The organism is Meridianimarinicoccus aquatilis (assembly GCF_004358675.1).
GTDB lineage: Bacteria > Pseudomonadota > Alphaproteobacteria > Rhodobacterales > Rhodobacteraceae > Meridianimarinicoccus > Meridianimarinicoccus aquatilis.
The window spans coordinates 1-20753 of record NZ_SMZO01000059.1; the positions used below are offsets into that span (position 1 = coordinate 1).

The 20753-nt window shown below is 56.9% G+C and carries 15 protein-coding genes; 7 read left to right on the top strand and 8 right to left on the bottom strand.

Features of this window, described 5'->3' with window-relative positions; translation table 11 throughout:
• Window positions 1-83 precede the first annotated feature (83 nt).
• The 5 genes from E2L05_RS17385 (at window position 84) to E2L05_RS17405 (ending at window position 5849) form a co-directional block, all read left to right on the top strand.
• Window positions 84-1394, top strand: coding sequence for an ABC transporter substrate-binding protein (locus E2L05_RS17385; RefSeq protein ID WP_133341967.1), 1311 nt, complete (start codon window positions 84-86; stop codon window positions 1392-1394).
• A 121-nt stretch (window positions 1395-1515) separates the two neighbouring features.
• Window positions 1516-2382 carry a carbohydrate ABC transporter permease gene (locus E2L05_RS17390; RefSeq protein WP_133341968.1) on the top strand — a complete coding sequence of 289 codons (867 nt, stop codon included), beginning with the start codon at window positions 1516-1518 and terminating at the stop codon, window positions 2380-2382.
• Window positions 2383-2384: 2 nt separating this feature from the next.
• Complete coding sequence (locus tag E2L05_RS17395) at window positions 2385-3215, top strand: carbohydrate ABC transporter permease (protein WP_133341969.1); 831 nt, start codon at window positions 2385-2387, stop codon at window positions 3213-3215.
• Window positions 3216-3225: 10 nt separating this feature from the next.
• A complete protein-coding gene (locus tag E2L05_RS17400) occupies window positions 3226-4230 on the top strand; it encodes an ABC transporter ATP-binding protein (protein WP_133341970.1) in 1005 nt (334 codons plus the stop codon).
• Between the two features lie 143 nt (window positions 4231-4373).
• On the top strand, window positions 4374-5849 hold the full coding sequence (locus E2L05_RS17405; RefSeq protein WP_133344095.1) for a mannitol dehydrogenase family protein: 1476 nt from the start codon (window positions 4374-4376) through the stop codon (window positions 5847-5849).
• Window positions 5850-6195: 346 nt separating this feature from the next.
• Here E2L05_RS17405 and E2L05_RS17410 read toward each other — a convergent pair whose 3' ends face one another.
• The 3 genes from E2L05_RS17410 to mdoH all read right to left on the bottom strand — a co-directional run bounded on the left by E2L05_RS17410 (window position 6196) and on the right by mdoH (window position 8614).
• Window positions 6196-6465, bottom strand: coding sequence for a YceI family protein (locus E2L05_RS17410; RefSeq protein WP_243722042.1), 270 nt, complete (start codon window positions 6463-6465; stop codon window positions 6196-6198).
• A gap of 20 nt (window positions 6466-6485) precedes the next feature.
• The gene (locus E2L05_RS20850; protein WP_164687182.1) at window positions 6486-6635 is read right to left on the bottom strand and encodes a hypothetical protein; all 150 of its coding nucleotides are present in this window, start codon (window positions 6633-6635) and stop codon (window positions 6486-6488) included.
• Between the two features lie 191 nt (window positions 6636-6826).
• Window positions 6827-8614, bottom strand: coding sequence for a glucans biosynthesis glucosyltransferase MdoH (gene mdoH, locus E2L05_RS17415; RefSeq protein ID WP_133344097.1), 1788 nt, complete (start codon window positions 8612-8614; stop codon window positions 6827-6829).
• 238 nt (window positions 8615-8852) lie between these two features.
• Here mdoH and E2L05_RS17420 point away from each other — a divergent pair, with 238 nt between their 5' ends.
• The gene (locus E2L05_RS17420; protein WP_133344098.1) at window positions 8853-9905 is read left to right on the top strand and encodes a glycosyltransferase family 4 protein; all 1053 of its coding nucleotides are present in this window, start codon (window positions 8853-8855) and stop codon (window positions 9903-9905) included.
• 180 nt (window positions 9906-10085) lie between these two features.
• Here E2L05_RS17420 and E2L05_RS17425 read toward each other — a convergent pair whose 3' ends face one another.
• The 5 genes from E2L05_RS17425 to E2L05_RS17445 form a co-directional block, all read right to left on the bottom strand.
• Complete coding sequence (locus E2L05_RS17425) at window positions 10086-12293, bottom strand: NADP-dependent isocitrate dehydrogenase (protein WP_133344099.1); 2208 nt, start codon at window positions 12291-12293, stop codon at window positions 10086-10088.
• A gap of 210 nt (window positions 12294-12503) precedes the next feature.
• The gene (locus E2L05_RS17430) at window positions 12504-14810 is read right to left on the bottom strand and encodes a S8 family peptidase (protein ID WP_133344100.1); all 2307 of its coding nucleotides are present in this window, start codon (window positions 14808-14810) and stop codon (window positions 12504-12506) included.
• 485 nt (window positions 14811-15295) lie between these two features.
• Window positions 15296-16930, bottom strand: a complete 1635-nt coding sequence (xrtE, locus tag E2L05_RS17435) for an exosortase E/protease, VPEID-CTERM system (RefSeq protein ID WP_133344101.1) — start codon at window positions 16928-16930, stop codon at window positions 15296-15298.
• A gap of 98 nt (window positions 16931-17028) precedes the next feature.
• Window positions 17029-17202, bottom strand: coding sequence for a VPEID-CTERM sorting domain-containing protein (locus tag E2L05_RS17440; protein WP_133344102.1), 174 nt, complete (start codon window positions 17200-17202; stop codon window positions 17029-17031).
• 77 nt (window positions 17203-17279) lie between these two features.
• A complete protein-coding gene (locus E2L05_RS17445) occupies window positions 17280-20180 on the bottom strand; it encodes an SdrD B-like domain-containing protein (RefSeq protein ID WP_165971798.1) in 2901 nt (966 codons plus the stop codon).
• A gap of 48 nt (window positions 20181-20228) precedes the next feature.
• Between E2L05_RS17445 and E2L05_RS17450 the strand changes: the two genes are divergently transcribed.
• Window positions 20229-20753, top strand: a 525-nt coding sequence (locus tag E2L05_RS17450; RefSeq protein ID WP_208016242.1) for a transposase, incomplete at its 3' end; no start/stop codon positions are given.

Below are 20753 nucleotides of genomic sequence, written 5' to 3' on the forward strand. Positions count from 1 at the left end.
AAAGAGGCTTGACTGGAATCGATGGTTGTGTGAGCAATTACTCATATGTTGAGTTAATGCTCACATTTTTAGGGAGGACTACCATGACGAAGAGAACCCATGCGCTTTTGGGCGCGTGTGCTGTTGCCGCGTTGTCGACTGCAGCTTTTGCTCAGGACACGATCACGATTGCGACCGTGAACAATGGCGACATGATCCGTATGCAGGGCTATACGGATACGTTCACCGAGCAGACCGGCATTGAGGTCGAGTGGGTGACACTTGAAGAGAACGTGCTGCGTCAGCGGGTCACCACGGACATCACCACCAAGGGTGGCCAGTTCGATATCATGACCATCGGCATGTACGAGACGCCGATCTGGGGCGCCAACGGCTGGCTTGTTCCGCTGGACGGCATGTCTGCCGAGTACGATGTCGAGGACATTCTGCCTGCCATGCGCAACGGGTTGAGCCACGATGGCACGCTTTATGCGGCGCCGTTTTATGGCGAAAGCTCCATGGTCATGTATCGCACGGATCTGATGGAAGCTGCCGGTCTTGAAATGCCGACTGCTCCGACGTGGGAATTCATCCGCGAAGCCGCTGCGGCGATGACTGACCGCGACAACGAGATCAACGGCATCTGCCTGCGCGGCAAAGCTGGTTGGGGTGAAGGCGGCGCGATCATCACCGTCACGGCCAACTCATTCGGTGCCCGCTGGTTCGACGAAGACTGGACTGCCCAGTTCGATCAGCCCGAATGGGCCGAAGCGATCAACTTCTACGTCGACATGATGAACGAGTCCGGCCCGCAGGGCTTTGCGACCAACGGCTTCAACGAAAACCTGTCGCTGTTCCAGCAGGGCAAGTGCGGCATGTGGATCGACGCAACTGTTGCGGCGTCCTTCGTGACCAACCCGGACGAGTCGACCGTGGCCGACTCGGTTGGCTTCGCTCTGGCGCCGAACAAGGACGGTGTGTCCAAGAAGGCGAACTGGCTCTGGGCCTGGGCGCTTGCGATCCCTGCGGGCACCCAGAACGAAGAGGCTGCCAAAACCTTCATCGAATGGGCGACCTCGAAAGAGTACATCGGCCTGGTTGCGGCCAACGAAGGCTGGGCCAACGTGCCTCCGGGTGCCCGTGCATCGCTGTATGCGACACCTGAGTACCAGGAAGTTCCGTTCGCACAGATGACGCTGGACTCGATCCAGGCGGCGGACCCGAACAACCCAACGGTTGAGCCGGTTCCCTATGTTGGCGTCCAGTTCGTTGCGATCCCCGAATTCGCTGGCATGGCCACCGAAGTCAGCCAGGAATTCTCGGCAGCTTACGCCGGTCAGCAGACCGTCGAAGAAGCGCTTGAGAAGGCGCAGGCGATCACCAACGAGACCATGGAAGCCGCTGGCTACCGCTAAGCTTCGGCAGTGAATACCCGGGGGGCGGTACATCCGCCCTCTGGATCTGTTTTCCTCGAATTTGCACAGAAATTTGATTGGGCGCCGCGTGCCGCCGCCCGGCAATGAGGAGTTGCATCCAATGGCAACCAAAGCTTCCCGATCCGCAGCCCGCATAATGATTGCCCCGGCAGTTATTCTGCTTCTGGGCTGGATGCTTGTTCCGCTGATCATGACATTGTGGTTCTCGTTCCGGACCTATCTGCCGCTGCGTGGTGGCGATCAGGGCTGGACCGGATTTGACAATTACGTCCGATTTGTCTCTTCGTCGTCTTTCTGGCCGTCGATCATGACCACGCTGACCATCGTGGTGTCTGTTTTGGTCATCACTGTGGTGCTGGGCATTTTGCTGGCCATGCTGCTGGACCAACCGATGTGGGGCCAGGGCGTTGTCCGGATCCTGGTGATTGCCCCCTTCTTCGTGATGCCGACCGTGTCCGCGTTGGTGTGGAAGAACATGTTCATGGATCCGACGAACGGCCTGTTCGCCCATTTGTGGCGGTTCTTCGGGGCCGATCCGATCAGTTGGATGTCTGATGCTGCGATGCCGTCGATCATCATGATCGTGAGCTGGCAGTGGCTGCCTTTTGCAACGCTGATCCTGCTGACGGCGATCCAGTCGCTGGACGGGGAACAGCTGGAAGCCTCTGAAATGGATGGTGCTCCACTGCTCAAGCGCTTTTATTACATCATCCTTCCGCATCTCGGACGCGCGATCACCATCGTGATCCTGATCCAGACGATCTTCCTGCTGGCTGTCTTTGCAGAGATCCTGGTGACAACGGGCGGCGCATTTGGAACCCGAACCCTGTCGTACCTGATCTTCCAGCGTGTTCTGGAAAGCCAAAACATTGGTCTTGGCTCCGCCGGTGGCGTCTACGCCATTATCCTTGCAAACATCGTGGCGATCTTCCTGATGCGGATCGTCGGCAAGAACCTGGATAACTGATCATGTCACGAGCTGTTACACCCCGCCGCAAGCTGATCAACACCACCATCGCCTGGGCGATTGGCTTGCTCATCTTCTTCCCGATCCTGTGGACGATCCTGACGTCCTTCAAAACCGAAGGGCAGGCGATCGCGAGCCCGCCGATCTTCCTGAACTTCGACTGGACGCTGGAAAACTACGCCGTCGTGATGGAGCGTTCGAACTATATGCGCTTCTTGTGGAACTCGATCATCATCGCCGGTGGTTCCACGATCCTTGGTTTGATCATCGCGGTTCCCGCGGCCTGGTCCATGGCCTTTGTGCCCTCCAAGCGGACCAAGGATATCCTGCTGTGGATGCTGTCGACCAAGATGCTTCCCGCGGTTGGCGTGCTCTATCCAATCTACCTTCTGTTCATTGAACTGGGTCTGCTGGACAGCCGCACGGGTCTGGTCATCGTGATGATGCTGATCAACCTGCCGATCATCGTCTGGATGCTGTACACCTATTTCCGCGAGATCCCGGGGGAAATCCTGGAAGCTGCGCGGATGGACGGTGCCGCCCTGAGGCAAGAGGTGCTGTATATCCTGACGCCGATGGCCATTCCGGGCATTGCATCGACCATGCTGCTGAACTTCATTCTGGCCTGGAACGAAGCGTTCTGGACGCTGAACCTGACCGCGGCCAAGGCGGCCCCGCTCACCGCGTTCATCGCCAGCTATTCCAGCCCGGAAGGCTTGTTCTACGCAAAACTCAGTGCAGCTTCGACAATGGCAATTGCGCCGATCCTGATCCTTGGCTGGTTCAGCCAGAAACAACTCGTCCGTGGCCTGACCTTTGGCGCGGTGAAGTGAGGAAACGACTATGGGACAAATAACACTCGAAAAAGTCACCAAAAGCTTTGGCGACGTCAATGTCATTCCGCCACTGGACCTGCAGATCAACGAAGGCGAGTTTGTGGTCTTCGTTGGCCCGTCAGGCTGCGGCAAGTCCACCCTGCTGCGGCTGATCGCCGGGCTGGAGGATGTGACCTCGGGCGCGATCAAGATCGACGGGACCGATGCCACGAACTTGCCGCCCGCCAAGCGCGGTCTGGCCATGGTGTTCCAATCCTATGCGCTTTATCCGCATATGTCGGTGCGCAAGAACATCGCCTTCCCGCTGAAAATGGCGAAGATGGACCCGGCAGAGCAGGAGCGGCGCGTGAACTACGCCGCCAAGGTGCTGAACCTGACCGACTATATCGACCGTCGTCCGGGGCAGTTGTCGGGCGGCCAACGCCAGCGTGTCGCCATCGGCCGTGCCATTGTGCGCGAACCGTCGGCCTTCCTGTTCGACGAACCGCTGTCGAACCTGGATGCGTCACTGCGGGTCAACATGCGTCTGGAAATCAGCGAATTGCATAACTCGCTGGCCACCACGATGATCTATGTGACCCACGATCAGGTCGAAGCGATGACCATGGCCGACAAGATCGTCGTGCTGCGGGCGGGCAATATCGAACAGGTCGGATCCCCGCTGGAGCTGTATCGCAACCCGCGCAACACCTTTGTCGCCGGCTTCATCGGCTCGCCGAACATGAACCTGTTCAGCGGCGCTGCCGCAGCCGAACACGGCGCGGCCACCATCGGCATCCGCCCCGAGCACATGGACCTGTCCACCGAAACCGGCACCTGGAAAGGCGTCGTAGGCGTGGCCGAGCACCTTGGTTCCGACACGTTCCTGCACATCCACGAAACGGGCCTGGCCGAAATGGTCACCGTCCGCGCAAGCGGAGAGTTCGCAGTCAAACACGGCGACACAGTCTACCTCACTCCCCAGGCAGACAAACTCCACAAGTTCGACAAAGACGGACTAAAAATCGCGTAAACCAACCGGGCCGGAATAAAAACCGGCCCAATGAAATGCGTGACGACGTAGTGATTTCGCTCCGAATATTCGCGGGTGGTCTTTGACCGTGCGCGTGAGGGAGGAATTCAACCCAAGACAACCACCAACCTGGACGGCGGATAATGGATCAGCTGACGAAACTTTCCAATTCGACACTTGGCACCCTGCCAGCGGGTATTCGGGTGCCAAAGTATGACCGCAGCGCATTGACGCCCGGTATCGTGCACATCGGCCTGGGGAATTTTCACCGCGCGCATCAGGCGTGGTATCTGCACCGCCTGATGGACATGGGGTTGAACCATGATTGGGCGATTATTGGCGCAGGTGTTCGCGCGCCAGATGCAGCCCAGCGGGACAGGCTGCTTGCACAAGATTTCCTGACGACCTTGATCGAGCTTGATCCCAGCGGGCGAAGCGCTGAAGTGACGGGAGCAATGATCGACTATGTTCCTGTGGAAGAAGGCAACGCACCTCTGATCGCACAAATGGCCGATCCGGCCATTCGCATTGTCGCGTTAACAGTAACGGAAGGCGGATATTTCGTGACTGCGGAAGGCGGCTTTGACGTAACGCACCCGGATATTGCCCATGACGCGGCCAATCCGGATGCGCCTCGGACTGCGTTTGGCGCGATGGTCGCGGCGTTGGCAAAGCGCCGGGCAGAAGGAAATGGCCCCTTCACCTGCATGAGCTGTGACAACCTGCAAGGCAACGGGGCGATCCTGCGCCAAGTGGTCGTCGGGCTTGCAGCCTTGTCGGACAAGGAACTATCCGAATGGATCGATGCAGAATGCACTTTCCCGAACTCCATGGTGGATTGCATCGTACCTGCCACTGGGCCTGCTGAACTTGCTCTTGTTCAAAGCCTTGGTGTCGATGACACGGCGCCGGTGACACATGAGAACTTCCGCCAATGGGTGATCGAGGACAGCTTTTGTGCAGGACGCCCCGATTGGGATAAAGTCGGTGCCACCTTAACCCAAGACGTTCATGCTTATGAGGCGATGAAAATCCGCATGCTCAATGCCGGGCATCAAGTCATCGCCAATCCAGCGGAAATCCTATCGGTAGAAACCATTGCCGGTTGCATGGCACATCCGCTGATCAATGCATTACTGCGCAAAGTCGAGAATGACGAATTTGCCCCATATGTGGACGCTGTTCCCGGCATGACGCCGCAGGATTACATCGACCTGATTGCACGCCGCTTTGCCAACCCCGAGATTCGCGATACGACGCGCCGGGTTGCCTTTGATGGATCGTCGCGCCACCCTGGTTTTATCTTGCCGATTTTGCGCGACGCGCTGGCGGCCGGTGGGTCCGTCAAAGGGCTCGCTTTGTGTGAAGCTCTTTGGGCGCGCATGTGTGAAGGCACCCGTGAGGACGGTACAAAGATCGCGCCAAATGATCCACATTGGGATGCATTGCAGGACGCCGCGATCAAAGCAAAGGACGACCCGCAGGTGTGGATCGACCAGACCACGATCTATGGCTCCTTGGGCGAAAACCCTGTGTTTGCAAGCGCCTTTGCAGATGCTTTGAACGATATCTGGGCCCATGGAACCGAAGCTGCTTTGGCTGCGTACACGGGAAAATAGCGAAAGAACCTGTTGGCTGCACATTAGCGCATTGAAAGTCCATGCTTTGGGCCTTTGGGCGCTTTTTGTGCTGCCATTGGTGCGAAAACCCTGCAAAGCCCTGCCAATCGGTACACCAAGCAGGGTAGCGAATACCAAAGGCCCGCGACCTACAGCCATTCTTTTTCTATTTTGACATCGACGTAGACCAATCCGGTGGTGAGGTGACGCGACTGGGCAACCAAATCGCAGACTCTATGGCGTATACTGAGTTCTCGGATGGTCAGCGAGTGTCTGGTGTCTTTGGCTTAACTCCCGGAAATCCTGATGCGGCGGGCCTCACAGTCACCGGCATCGCGGTGGCGCCTCAAGTTCCACTTCCCGCGCCACCGCGGCTGCCAAATGGCGGACTTGCGCTTTTGGCCACCCCACAATCCATGCCGAAATTGCTCCGCAGCACGGAGCCACGTGCAAAAATGCCGACAGTTTGTTTCTTGTGACCGAACGGGTAGTCCGCGACCTTGTTTAACGTGACCGTCAATGTCAGCGGGTTTTCCCGACCGCGCAAGCTGAGCATTCCGGTAAACGTTCCTTCGGTGTCACTTGCCGCCTCGCCGCCGTTGGCCGTGAACATCATTTGCGGATTATTTTGCACATCTAGAAAATCACCGCTCTGAACATGATGTCGCGCGCATCGTTGTCAGCCTCGATGCTGGCAAGGCCGACAATCATCGGCACATCCCCAAGCTCCTGCGTCTCGGGGTCGAACATGAAATGGCCGCTTACATCGCTGAACCGATCAAGCACGCTAGAATACCCGACATGCCCCACTAAAAGGCCACTACTGTGTGTGACGCGTCACTATCATATCGGGCCAAGTCGGCATTCGCCGAAAAGGGTGCTGTAGCAAGTACGGCGGCAAGGGTTGCTGATAAAAGGGCCGTTCTTTGCAGATGGATAGTTGGCCCCTTGATCAAATCGAGTTCAGCGGTGGACTATCAAGCAGCGGCCCGGATCGCTGACCGTTCGGGTTGTGAGTCACGCTGCCTGCGTTCTTCGGGTAAGTCGAACACGCCTGCGCGGCACGTGAATGATCCCAAAGCGGGGATAGTCGTCACCACAGCTACGGGGATGGCGAAAAGAAGGGCTGCAAGGACCGGCGCAGCAAAGAAAAGTGTCCACGGAGCGACCCAGGCAAGATACGTCCCCAAGCAAATCCCAGCCAGTGTTTGCGGCCAAAGCGACCGGAATGCCTCGTTCCAGCGAAGACGATCACGGTCGCGTGCCTGAGCGTCCCATGCCATTCTGCTTCCCAACAGCAACCGGATCACACCAAGGGTGATTGCAAATGCCACGGCAGGCGCCAATAGGAAGGAAAAGACAAACTCAATCCCGCCGCCGATGATAACGCGCAGGCGCCCCCCGTATCGACGTGATTGCGCATTGCTGGTGAGAACCTGAGCAAGGCCCATTATTTTCGGCGCCAAGCTCAACGTCATGATCACGGCGAACAAAGCCAGCCCTTCGGCAACGGGTACGCCGGACAATTGGGTTCCAGTTCCGGCCAAAGCTGCGCCCATCAAAATAAACGCGAACCACGCGGCTGGACTGACATACATCAGGATCGCCAAAGCCAGTTGCACGCGGCTCAGCGGAAGCAAGCCGGGCATACGCAAAAGGCGAAGATACTGCATATTGCCATTACACCAGCGCAACTCACGTTTGATGAAGTCGGGCAGGGATGGCGGATTATCCTCAAAGCTCTCATCTTCCTCTGCCACAACGCGGGTTTCAAATCCCGCGCGGCGCATCAGGACGGCTTCGACCTGATCATGGCTCATGATGTCGCCGGACAATGGGCCAGTGCCGGGGATCTGCTCAAGCAAGCAATGGTCATTGAACGGTGCCATACGGATGAGGATGTTGTGCCCCCAGTTTGGCCCGCAATCGGCCTGCCACCAAGCCGACCCCAATGTGAACGACCGCATGCCATGGCGCATGCCGTATTGAAACGCACGGGTGAAAAAAGTCCGCGATGGGGTGCCGACGACCAGCCCTTGCAGCATGCCAATTTCGGGACTGGCCTGCAGCACGCGCACCAGACGTAGTACCGCGCTTGCGCCCATGACACTGTCTGCGTCCAGTGGCAGAAAAAAGTCATACTGATCGCGGCAGCGGCGCGTAAATTCAGCAATGTTGCCAGCCTTGAATCCGGCGTTATCCGTACGGCGGCGGTAAAAAAGCCTCACACCCGGAGCGCGGCTTTGCCATTCGGCGACCAACCGCTCTTCGCGCACGCAAATGGATGGATCAGAGCTGTCGCTGAGCACGTGAAAATCGAACTTTGCGGCCCACGGGCTTGTGGCGATATCGCGCTGAACAGCCTCAAAACGAGCCAATGCCCCTTCCGCTGTTTCATTGCGGATTGGCATTACGATAGCCGTGCGCGCTGTGATCGGTTCATCGCCGGTCACGCGGCGCAATTGCGGGGTTACATGTTTGGCGGGATCAGCGTGGCGAAGCGTCAGGACCAGCCCCAGAACAGCATTCCAAAAGCCGATTGCCAACCACGGTAGCGTCAACCCAAATGGCAACAACATGGCCCATTCGGTCGCCGCGAAGCCCTCATAGCTCATGATCCGCAGCATACCTGCCATCAGGACGGCACAGGTCAGCACAACAAGTGTCAGCATGACGCGGCGGCGGCGAGCGACAGACCAGATCTGGCCCTTGTCGTGCAAGGAACCAGAGGTATCGCTGTTCAGGATCACGGGTTGGGCCGACATAGGCACCTCAAGTTAAGTATTTCCAAAATTAGCGCCGCAATACGCGACCCTATCGATGGAATTGCTTCATTCTGCAGCAAAAGCAACTGGCGTTGGATGACGTTCTTGCTATCTGCGTGTGAAGGGTGGCTTGTTTGCGCCGAAGATAGGCAGGAAGCCGCTCAATACTCAGCCGAGGACTTCAATTGCCCGATTTTACGTCACAAATTGACATCCTCTGGAACAGGATCTGATAAATATGACACTTAGAAAAGCTGTCTTTGCCGTTCCTGGTGATCCAGCGACTCGGACGGGCGGCTATATTTACGATGCGCGTGTGCTTGCAGCGCTTCGGGATACGGGTCGGCAAGTCGATGCTCTTCGTCTGCCAGACGGTTTCCCGATGCCTGATTCCGCAACGATGGCCCTTGCTTTGTCGCAATTACAGGCAGTTGATCCCGATGTTGCGATTATTATCGATGGCTTGGCTCTTGGCGCGTTGGACCCGGTTGGGATGGCAAATGTCAGCGCCCCGGTGGTGGCAATGATCCACCATCCTCTGGCGCGGGAAACCGGATTGCGCCCTGAAGAGGTCGACCACTTTGCCCGGGTTGAGGCTGCAAATCTATCGCGCGCTGCTCATGTGATTGTGCCAAGCCCACACACGGCAAAGGTGCTGGTTCAAGACTATGGTGTGCCGCAAGATCGGCTGACCATCGCCAGTCCCGGCATCGACAAACCGACAGGGAAGCCAGCCCCATCACAGCCCCCGTTGATCCTGTCGGTCGGAATTCTCGCTCCGCGAAAAGGGCATGATATTCTGCTACGCGCCTTGGCCGAATTGAACGGGCAGGATTGGGAGGCGGTAATCGTCGGCAAGTCCCATGACATGGTGACCGGTCCTGCTTTGCATAGCATGGCATCAGAGCTTGGGCTGAACGACCGAGTAACCTTTGCCGGAGAAATGGCGCCTGAGGATTTGGCGGTACTATTCCAGCGTGCATCCGTGTTTGCGCTTGCGACCTTGTACGAAGGCTATGGAATGGTCTTTGCCGAGGCATTGGTGCACGGGCTTCCAATTGTCACTTGCCGCACAGGTGCAGTGCCTGACACCGTTCCTGCAGAGGCGGGCACGCTCGTTGCGCCCGGTGATCCAAGCGCGTTCGCGTCAGCATTGGGCGCGGTCCTGCGTGATCATGATCTTCGCGAAAGACAGGCCGCAGCGGCAGCCAGACATGGTGCTAGTTTGCCCAATTGGGAAGATACCGCTGCTTTGTTTGGGCACGTGCTGGACCAACTAGGGACGGCATAGGTTTCGAGAATGTACAGGTCGTTACATTCCTGCGAGGGCTGAGTTTGCACATTTTGCAAGTTACTTTTTGCGCGACTTATGAAACGTTCTTAACGTGAGATTCGCCTTGTAACCCACGGGTTTAAATAAAAAACGCGCCCGTTTTATGGGGCGCGCTTTCCATTTTTTTAGAACTGAGTATCAGTCGATGATGGCGTTCATCGTTGCCGAGGGACGCATGACCGCTGCGGTCTTGCTCGCATCACCGTGGTAATAGCCACCCAGATCGACTGCTGTGCCGCGACCGGCGTGCAGTTCTTCAAGGATCTTCGCTTCGCCTTCAGCCAGCGCGTTTGCTATCGCGCTGAAATGCGTCGCAAGCTCAGCATCTTTGGATTGCGCGGCAAGAGCTTCGGCCCAGTAGCGCGCAAACCAATAGTGGCTGTCCCGGTTGTCTGGCTGGCCAACTTTGCGGCCCGGCGAACGACCATTGTCGAGAATGCCTTGCGTAGCGGTTTCAACCGCCTCACCAAGTATGCGCGCCTTTGCATTGTCCTTGACGTCTGCGAGAAACTTGAAGCTTTCGCCAAGGGCGCAGAACTCGCCCAAGCTGTCCCAGCGCAAATGGTTCTCTTCCATCAACTGCTGAACGTGCTTCGGCGCAGAGCCGCCAGCGCCGGTTTCAAACAACCCGCCGCCCTGCATCAGCTTCACAATCGAAAGCATCTTTGCCGATGTTGCCAACTCGAGGATCGGGAACAGGTCGGTCAGGTAGTCGCGCAAAACGTTGCCCGTGATAGCAATCGATGTCTTGCCAGCGCGGATCGTCTCGAATGTCGCGCGGGTGGCTTCGCGCGGTGCAAGGATCGTAAACTTGTCGGCGACACCGCGCGCTTCAAGAATTGGCTTCACGTAAGCGATCAACTCGGCGTCGTGGGCGCGCGTTTCATCCAGCCAGAAGATGGCTTCGCAGCCTTCGGCCGCTTGACGGTCGATTGCCAGGTTCACCCAGTCTTCAATCGGTGCTCGGCGCGCTGAAGCCGAACGCCAGATGTCACCAACTTCGACCGCATGCTCGTGCAGAACAGTGCCATCTTCAAGGATCATCCGAACCGTGCCCGCCGCTTCAATTTCAAACGTGGTCGGGTGCGAGCCGTACTCTTCGGCCTTTTGCGCCATCAAGCCAACGTTTTGCACCGTCCCAGCGGTCGCAGGGTCTAGCTTGCCGGTCTCTTTGAAGTACTTGATGGTCTCGTCATAGACGGGCGCATAGCTGTTGTCGGGAATGATGCAGTTTGTGTCATGTTCTTTGCCATCCGGGCCCCAGCCCTTGCCGCCAGCACGGATCAAAGCAGGCATGGACGCGTCGATAATGACGTCGGACGGAACGTGCAGGTTGGTCAGGCCTTTGTCGCTATCGACCATGTACATTGCTGGACGATCCGCCATGACCGCATCAATAGCTGCCATGATCTCGGCGTCGTCTTTGACACGTGCCAAAAGGTCACCCAAACCAGAGTTCGGGTTCACACCAAGCGCGGCCATCTTGTCGCCATGCGCATCGAACACCGGTTGCAGGAATGCTGTTACAGCATGACCAAAGATGATCGGGTCCGAGACCTTCATCATCGTGGCTTTCAAATGCACCGAGAACAAAGTGCCGTCGGCTTTTGTCTTTTCGATTTCTGCTGCAAGAAATTCGTCAAGCGCCGATGCGCTAAGAAACGTCGCATCCACAACGGTGCCAGCGGGGTAGCTAAGGCCATCTTTCAGAACGGTTTCTGTGCCATCGGTGGCTGTCAAAACGATCTTTGCTTTCGCATCCGCCGAAAGCGTTGCAGACGTTTCATTGGCGCGGAAATCGCCGCCAGACATCGAAGATACGGTGGTCTTGCTGTCTGCTGTCCACTCCCCCATGCGGTGCGGGTTCGCTTGCGCGAACTTCTTCACGGCCGCAGCCGCGCGGCGATCAGAGTTGCCTTCACGCAGGACCGGGTTCACAGCGGACCCTTTGATGCCATCGTACCGCGCGCGGACCGCTTTTTCAGCGTCGGTTGCCGGGGCTTCGGGGAAGTCGGGCAGGGCATAGCCTTGTGACTGCAACTCACGAATAGCGGCCACAAGCTGTGGTACAGAGGCAGAGATATTTGGCAGCTTGATGACGTTCGCTTCGGGCGTTTTCACCAGGTCGCCCAGAAACGCCAGATCGTCCGACTGACGCTGCTCGTCGGTCAAGTAATCGGGGAATGTCGCAATGATGCGGCCGGCAAGCGAAATATCCTGAGTGCCGAAGCTGACGCCTGCCGCTTTGCCGAAACTGGCAATGATGGGCAAAAGTGAGGCGGAGGCAAGTTCAGGAGCCTCGTCAACGGTGGTGTAGATGATATCGGGGGTGTTGTCAGATGTCATGGGTCCGCGCCTTGGTTATTTTCCGCATGCAATAGTACACAATCGACCGGAATGCTACTCTTGTCCGTTACGTCAAGGCGCGTGGAATGCGCGCACCCAGACGGCGTTTTCGAAAGTCGGGTCAGCTTCGTCGGCTTGAACCTTTTTGCTATGCCCCGCGACGGTGCCTCAACGGTTCAGATTCGGCCATGGCTTTGTTCAAGCGAAAATCTAAAATCTATGCTGCAAGACGGCCACTGCGTTTAGCCCTGTCTCACCTGCGATATGCCCGTAATTCCATGATCGCCGCAAACCCAAGCCAAAGCTTGTCGCGCGGCCCAACGGGCTAAGGTAGTCCAGCGCAAGATCAATCTGTCGATCCTCCGGCGTCAAACCAACCGGCACAGACGAGAAAGTCACGCCGCCCCCCGGGCTCAGTCCGGTCGCCAGCCGTAAATTCGCATTGCCGGACGAAATCGCCAAAGGCGCGCGGGCTGATAAGCTCAATACATCATTGCTGGCCAAAAGACCCCGCGTGTCGATCCCAATCTCGTAGCTGGTGAATTCCACTGCATTGAAGCTGTCGATCACACCAGCGCCCGGCCCATCGGCAAAGCCCCATTCAGCCCGCGCATGCAGGCCGACATCCGCAGACAATCGCCAGCCGAGACCCGCCTGAACAGACAGCGTATCGGTGTGCATCTGTTCCAGCGCACCGGGCACGTAAATGCCCAGCATGGACCCTTCGCTGCGGGCCATTTCAACTCCGAACTCCAGCCCGAGGCGCCCAATGTCGCGGCGATGAACAAGGCCCAAGCCGACAGACTCGGTGTCGTCATCCGCACGGGGGGCATAGGTTCGCAACAGCCATGTCCCCGCAGTTGCGTCTTGTTCCGCTCCACTCCCCGCTGCAGCAAAGGGGATGTCCATACTATCAAGACCCGCAAATGTAGCAGCGGTCGCTTGCGCGGGCATCAAAGATGCGGCGCCTGGAACGAGCGACGAGGCACCGCCAGACAGGGCCGCATGACGGGCCGAAATCGCCGCGAACTGATCAAGGTCCATTGCAGTATAAAGCTGATCTGCGTTGTCTTCGATGCGCGGCAATTGTGCCGTAAGGTTGGCGGCACGGGTGGAAAACGCAGCGCCAAGCGCGTCGGTCACGAAGATGCCCTGCGCCGCCAACCCTTGGACCAATGCGTCACCACTGGCGCCGCCCGCCAACACGATGGGAACGCTCACAGGCTGAACCGTGCCACCTTCGAGCGGGACGGCGACCTGCCCGATGGGCAGCAACGCGGCCTGCAAATCCATGAAGCCGTGGCCAAATTCAGAGTTATATCCGTGAGTAAGGCCACCTTCGAATTCAACCGTTCCTTCGGCTGCGAACCAACTGTTGTCAGCCGTCACAAGAAGCCGGTCGCGCAACTGTTGCGGCGTCAGGTTTGGAAATGCTTCGGCAAGCAGAGCAACGGCGCCAGCGATTTGTGGTGCCACAAATGAAGTGCCTGAAACAATCGTATAGCTACCCGCCCCGGATGATGTATCCGCCACGAGGACGGTCCCATTGGCGGCAAGGCAATAGGGCCCGGCTTCATTGCACGGGGCAGATTGACGGCGCGCCGACAAGATGACGCCGTTTTCCATGATCGGGACCGCACTCATGCCCGCGATCCAGCTTTGCTGCAGGTCGGGATAGGCAAGCGGCAAACCGTTCATTTGATTGACACTGGTGGCACCAAAATCGTTCTGTACCCCGAAAATGATCACGCCGCCTTGCGCATAATTCCGAAGAGCGGTGAGGAGCGTTGCACGCCCACCACTGTTGAAACTGCTGTAGTCGGTGTTCGCAAAAGTGGCGCCAATGAAATTCCAACTGTTGGAATTGGCGATTGCTCCTATCGCACGGGCGTCGTCGAAATACCTTGAAAGCGTGTCGAAGGTGACACCGACCGAAAAATCCACCTGACCAATGTGTAAGTACGCGCCGGGCGCAACGCCCATCATATCGCCTGAGGTGGCTGACCCTGCCAGGATCGATGCAACAGCGGTGCCATGAAAGTCAGCCGCCGTCGTCGTTCCCGACGTTGAAACGGTCTTCCCTGCAAATTCCGGGTGGCTGAGATCAATGGATGTGTCGTTGATCGCAACGGTTTGCCCCGCGCCAGACAAGCCGACTGAGTGGGCATATTCGATCCGTGACGCTTCGAACGCATTTTGCAGCATGGTCACGCCGGACAGCAACGGATTGCCCGTAAATGTATAATCGATGGTCAGTGTTTGCGCCACGAACCTCGTCGCGTTCCGCACCGCGCGCACGGCGTCTGCATCAAACTCGGTTACGTAATAGGCATCAGCCAATGACGTGGATCTGGCCGGCGCCTCGGGTAGGGTTGATGTAGAACTGCTGCTATCGTCCGCCGCTCCGCCGCCAGTTTGGCATCCGGCAAGGCCCAGAAGAAGCGCGGCGCAAGCCAGCAGTCGACGGCCCGCACGACCCTCGCTGACCAGCCCAAACATACAAAGCGGCTTGCGCATCTTCTTTGCCTTATGAACGCCCAAGGGAATCCCAAGCGCCCTTCCTATCTTCAGTTACGCGATGCACTGCAGCTGCTGCGTCGCGCTTCGACTACAATAGAGTGGTTACCGTTGACTTGCTCCCCGGGCCAAAATTACCAGACCGCGCCGCGTTTAACTTGATCACACCAATGTTCCGCCATTTCACGCGATTCCGTGCCAAACGTGAACAGGTTCGCGCTGCGTCATAGTCGACTGATCCAACCCATCCAACTCGCTCAGGCTGCGACGTCTAAGCGAAATAGACGCCCCGAAGAACTGCAAGCAAAGGGGACCTTGTGGAAGTGTTTGCTCCGCGTTGAACCTCACCCGACCAATGATTTGCCCTATTCTCGTCTTGGGGCAACGCTATGGTGGTTCAGCGGTCAGGTCTATCGCCAATGGTCAGACAGGTTACCGGACCGGAAGGCCCTTTTCAGCCAGTGCGTGAAGCTGCCCGCACTTGATCAAATGACGCTGAAATCGCCGTGTACAAGCGCCCATCCTGCGATCACAGCATTGGCCCCCGCATGCGAAACGACCGCGTCGGTCAAGTTGCCTCGCCTTAGGTAGATCAAGCCAAACAATAGCCCCGCTGAGGCTGCGGCGATGTACCGGTCGTGCATTGCGGCAAAGATCCCTGTGGACACAACAAGCGCCAGAATGCGCCACGCCATACCGCCCTTATCAAGTTTGGCTAGGATGTACCCACGAAAGAAGAACTCTTCCACCAGAGGAACGACCACTGATGTTCCCAACAGTCGAACGACAATCCAGCCAAAGAAAGCCACAGAAGACAACTCCGCCAAGCGGGATTCAAGAAGGGCGTCAGTTGCGGAAGCGGGGCCTGATGTTGCCACCCAAAGCGCCCCGCAAGCCAAACCCGTAGCAAGCGACAGTGGATCAATACGCCAGGGCAGGGCGCGAACGACGGACCATCCAAGGGCGATCAACACAGCAACAAATGCCATACGAACCGGGTACAGCATCGCCGGAGTTTCACTGATTGCCGAGGTCAGCGTGGATGACGCCATGAAAACCGCGAACGGTAATATCAAAACCGTCGCCCGGTCCGCAAAGAAACTGGGCCTTGGTTGTGTGCTCTCGGCAACGCTGATGGCCCCGGATTTCTGTAGCCAACGAACACGGTGCGCACCGGCCGCGAGCGACACGGACAACAGCATGAACATCAGCCAGCCTGCGTGGCTATGGAACCCTTCAATCGCAAGTTCCGGGGATACATAGCGCCCAATCAGCAGCAGTACGGCGATGCGGATTGAATTTAACGTCCAACTTGCAACCAAGCCGATTGGGAACAACAGCAGCGCGCGACCGAGCCGCAGCTGATCACGAAACAGAAAAATATAGGTGGCAAGGAAAACAGTGATCAACGCCAGCCCTTCGACCCCAGAACACTGAGGGCCGACCAGTACCATGAACTCGTCGATACCGATCATTTTTGTCGTCGCATCCGACACGACGGGCTGCCCAAAAAAGGTCAAAGCTGCAATCACCGTGTCGAATGTCAATTCTGACAGCCACGGCATTTTCCAGATCGGCTGCAATGTCAAAGCCACTTCCGGCAAAAGAAGGCCAAAGGCGACCAACCCACCGACCGGCAAAGCCGCAGGCTTCAGCGCTGCAAAAACTGTCTTCAGTGGAAAGAGTGTGTGGGTTAGGCCCGCTCCGGCGACAGCAAGACCAGATAGCCAAAGCGCCACAAAAACAGATGGGTCAACAGCGCCCGGAAGCCCCTTGTTGAGGATCCACGGCGCGAAAATCAAAACGCTTCCAAGCGCGATCAGAGCAATCCCGTCCCACGCCAAAGTCGGACGCAGAGCCGCTGCAACCTGTCGCAGCACGGCCGGGCGGATCATCGATGCCATCGTCAGAATTCCAACGACACTCAGAACGCGCGGGGCTGCCCCCGAAAGAGCGGCACAAAAAACTGTGGGAAGAGAGTCGCGGCAAACAAAGACAAAGTCGTGTTTGTAAACAAGCGCAGCAGCGACGACCAACGCAACGCAGAAGATTGCAAGTAAAAGAAGGCCAGCGCGCGGACCCGTGCTTGATCGGCCGTTCATACGGTCAGCATATTCCATGGCCCCCCCCGCATCTGCAACTTATGCGCCAAACTCAGAAAACAAAAACGACCGACGGCCGGATGGTTACGGCCGTCGGTCTAATTTAAAATCAGCGTTCAGCGCTTGAAGCGCTCGCGCAGAAGCGCAACGCCAGCACCAACTGCTGCCAATGCTGCAACACCGGCTGCCGCATCGATCTCAGGCACGGAAGGGGTGGGTGGCTTCGCTTGCGCATAAGCAGCAACAACGCCAACGAAGACCATTGCAGTAGCTGTAAGCAGAGTTTTCATAAATACACCTTTACTTTCGGGTTAATCCGCCAAGGGCGGGTACATTGTCCGCAGCAACAGGCCGCGGACAATTCGCATCAGCACAAGCAGTCATAGCTGTCGAAATCGATAGCCACGATGAAGGGCTGAGAATGGCCAGCATCGACCGCTTCGTCTGTTGGAGCGATATAAAGGCCAACTTTGCCACCTGGCCCCGTTTCGAAATCGCCATTTTGCAGGGCAAGGTCGCGGATCGCGATAATATCCGCGTTCTCACCGAGGCCCTGAATGTTGAAGACGATGGAGTCTGTCAGCGTCCAAATTGCGGACTGAACTTCGGAGTCGATCACACCGTTCGTGAACGTCCCAGCATACGTTGCGCTGTTGAAGTCCTGATTGAGAATCCAGTTGATCATGTTATCCAGTTCGCCCGTTCCAACATTGCTGTTATTGGAACCGCCGAGAGTAGACGAGTCATCAAGTAGACTTATGGTTACGGGCACTTGCGGCGCGAGGTTAATATCTGTGCCGCCATCGCCGAATAGATACGGGTCAAAGGCAGACGCACAGTAGGCCTGTTCAAAGACAACGCCATCGAAGCGGGCGTCACCGCTTCCCGACAATTGCACCGTGAATACGTCCTCAGGAGTAGGCGCCGTTGCAATCGGGTTCGTTTCGTCCAGAAGCTGGAAAATCAACTCGCCGGTGGGCAACGATGCTGCAAGTTCGTCGACAGTCTCGGCAACGCCGCAGAAGGTCAGATCCATTGACCCTTGCGCCGAACCTGTTTCGCCATCTTCGACGGTGTAGCTGATAGACACCTCTGCCTTTTCACCGATATCCAGATCGAAGAACGCCGCTTCGCCGTCAAAGCTGACGGTCCCGCCGGTTAGGGTCGCACTCAGGCCAGTGAACGCGACGCTGGACCCGTTGACCGTTGCAGTACCGTTCAGCAAGATCGTGTCGCCGTCATTGACCGACTGACCGCTAATCTGAGTGATCGAAAGCGTGTCGCCGTCAGCATCAGAGTCGTTTGCCAACGCATTGATTTCAAGAACTTCGTTCGCGCAAATCATACCCGCATCATCGACAGTTTCGGGATCGACGTTTTCACGCACGAGGCCAGCATCGATGGTCAGGTTGCTTTCACCAATGGCAAGGTTGATGGCTTCGCTCAGACCATTTGCATCAACATTGCTGTCGCCAATCGTGTCGCCAACATTCTGTGTTGTGAAATCAAATCCGGCAACTTCGTCAAAGTCGACGAAATAGGTGCCTGCTGCCAGATTGTCGAAAAGATAGGTGCCATTGGCAGCCGTTGTTTGGGATTGAAGGACGTTCTGGTCGGCATCAAGCAAGTAGACAGTCACACCTGCCGCTACGGCGTTCACGGCATCGCCTTGGCGACCATCCCGGTCGGCATCCACGAACAGGGTATCGCCAAGCTGGGCGGTCATGGGGTCGTTGCCGTCGTTCGGGCCGTCGTCATCGTCATAGCACAGATCGTCAACAGCACCCGACCCGTCAAGAACGACTTCAAGTTTGGAAACACCCTCAAAACCCAGATCAACCGTCGCTTTGGTGTTGTCCTGAAGGTTCGGAATGTCCACCGATCCGATCAGGTTACCGTCAGCATCGTAGGCATTGATTTCGCCACCTTCTTCGGTGTCGATTACAACGATAGATGACACGTTCGTCGGATCATCAAAGTCGAACGTCAGCGTGCCGCCCTTGCCGTTGTCATCCGGGTCGGAACTGTCATTGTCTTCCGAGATGATCAGGACATTTCCGTCGCCGATGGAAAGATCTGAATCGCCACCGCTGATATTGTCAGTGTCGAAGATCATCGCTTGGCTTTCAATGGTTTGGTCGATGAAGCTCACCTTATCGATACGCCCCAGTTCGCCACCATTTGAATCGTTGTAGACGATTGTGACTGTGTCGCCTTGGGCGATGTCTATGGCGTTAGGCAATACGAAGGTCGAGAATTCACCGCCCCAATCCCGGCCATTTGTCCAGCCGCTTCCGCCTTCTTTTCCACTGACTTCAAAGCTTCCCACATTCACGCCGTTGACCAAGACATCGACGATCCCGGCGCCGTCGCATTCATCCTGAATGTCGATAGCGATTTTGTAGGAATCCGTCGGGCCGGTGAACGCAGTTTCAAGCTCGCCATACGAGCCGGTTTTGACATGCTCACCATCGGACGCCCGGCAGTTCTGGACGACCGATGCGCTTGTGATCGTGTCGAAATCTTCTGCTTCAATGACAAAAACGTTGTTCTTGTTGTTGCCGTTGGCGACCGCTGTAATGGTCACACCTTCGTACTGATCAGTGACGACAGTACCACGGGGCAGGTCGTTGAAACTGATCTTTGTGTAGCCGTCCGGGCAATCGGAGCACGCATCGCCCGTTGCTGTCAGCTTAACGTCGTCAATCTGGATAACTTCGTTCCGAGCGCTGATGCTGCTGATGAACTTGATCTGGATTTTTTCAGCACCCTCGGGAAGGTCGATCGCCGCATAGCTCAGGTCGGTATATGTTTCCCCAAAGGTCATACCACTGACCGAACCTTTGAATTCGCCGCCGCTTAACCGGAATTCATCAAGAACAATCGTCTCACCATCGACAACCAAAACAACCTTCAGCGAGTCAGCTGACTCAAAAGGGTCAATGCAAGGTGTTTTAATCCGGAATGAAAGTGCAGCCTCAGTCTGACCGCTCAGCTCAGCAGGGGCAAACTTCAGAACACCATCATTGCAGCCGTTTGTATACAGTGCGTCGTTTTTGACTTTCCAGTCGCCATCACTCTTGATGCTGTCGATATCGCCGATCTTTCCAGAATCGAAGTTCTCGTCAATCAGAACAACAGTGCCGCCATCGCATGTATCGGGTTCTGGCGTATCGTCGTCATTACACCCTTTGCCGACCTTGTCTGACCAATATGATTGGAGATATAGCTGAAAGTTGGTGATGGCCCCTGAGGGGCGGCATATCATGGCGTTGTTCACGCGCCGCAATTCTCTGCAGAGAAAAGGATATGCCACATGACGAAGACTATCATCACGACCTTGCCCGATCCACATGGATTTTCAGCTGACCCGTTGACTGACCTTCTGCGTTCAGGTGCGCGCAGCCTGATCCAGCAAGCAGTTGAAGCAGAGCTTTCGGTGTTGTTGGAGGCCTATTCCGGCGACCGGATCGAGGATGGTCGCGCTCGGCTTGTCCGCCACGGGCATTTGCCGGAACGCCAGGTGATGACTGGGATCGGTACTGTGCCGGTCAAGGTGCCGCGCGTGCGAGACCGGGGCGACACCGCTGAGAAAGTCCGGTTCACCTCGACAATCCTGCCGCCCTATTTGCGCAAAGCCAAATCCATCGAAGAACTGCTGCCCTGGCTTTATCTCAAAGGCATTTCCACTGGCGACTTTCACGAAGCACTTGCCGCACTTTTGGGCCCCAATGCAGCGGGGCTGTCATCAACGACAATTTCTCGGCTTAAAGCTGACTGGTGGGACGACTACGACCGCTGGCAACGCCGCGATCTCAGCACGCGCCGGTTCGTCTACATC

What these genes read in the sequence shown, in the direction of transcription:
- E2L05_RS17385 (WP_133341967.1), top strand. Translation starts at nt 84, where the DNA reads ATGACGAAGAGAACCCATGCGCTTTTGGGCGCGTGTGCTGTTGCCGCG.
- E2L05_RS17390 (WP_133341968.1), top strand. Translation starts at nt 1,516, where the DNA reads ATGGCAACCAAAGCTTCCCGATCCGCAGCCCGCATAATGATTGCCCCG.
- E2L05_RS17395 (WP_133341969.1), top strand. Translation starts at nt 2,385, where the DNA reads ATGTCACGAGCTGTTACACCCCGCCGCAAGCTGATCAACACCACCATC.
- E2L05_RS17400 (WP_133341970.1), top strand. Translation starts at nt 3,226, where the DNA reads ATGGGACAAATAACACTCGAAAAAGTCACCAAAAGCTTTGGCGACGTC.
- E2L05_RS17405 (WP_133344095.1), top strand. Translation starts at nt 4,374, where the DNA reads ATGGATCAGCTGACGAAACTTTCCAATTCGACACTTGGCACCCTGCCA.
- E2L05_RS17410 (WP_243722042.1), bottom strand. Translation starts at nt 6,465, where the DNA reads ATGATGTTCACGGCCAACGGCGGCGAGGCGGCAAGTGACACCGAAGGA.
- mdoH (WP_133344097.1), bottom strand. Translation starts at nt 8,614, where the DNA reads ATGTCGGCCCAACCCGTGATCCTGAACAGCGATACCTCTGGTTCCTTG.
- E2L05_RS17420 (WP_133344098.1), top strand. Translation starts at nt 8,853, where the DNA reads ATGACACTTAGAAAAGCTGTCTTTGCCGTTCCTGGTGATCCAGCGACT.
- E2L05_RS17425 (WP_133344099.1), bottom strand. Translation starts at nt 12,293, where the DNA reads ATGACATCTGACAACACCCCCGATATCATCTACACCACCGTTGACGAG.
- E2L05_RS17430 (WP_133344100.1), bottom strand. Translation starts at nt 14,810, where the DNA reads ATGCGCAAGCCGCTTTGTATGTTTGGGCTGGTCAGCGAGGGTCGTGCG.
- xrtE (WP_133344101.1), bottom strand. Translation starts at nt 16,930, where the DNA reads ATGGAATATGCTGACCGTATGAACGGCCGATCAAGCACGGGTCCGCGC.
- E2L05_RS17440 (WP_133344102.1), bottom strand. Translation starts at nt 17,202, where the DNA reads ATGAAAACTCTGCTTACAGCTACTGCAATGGTCTTCGTTGGCGTTGTT.
- E2L05_RS17445 (WP_165971798.1), bottom strand. Translation starts at nt 20,180, where the DNA reads ATGATATGCCGCCCCTCAGGGGCCATCACCAACTTTCAGCTATATCTC.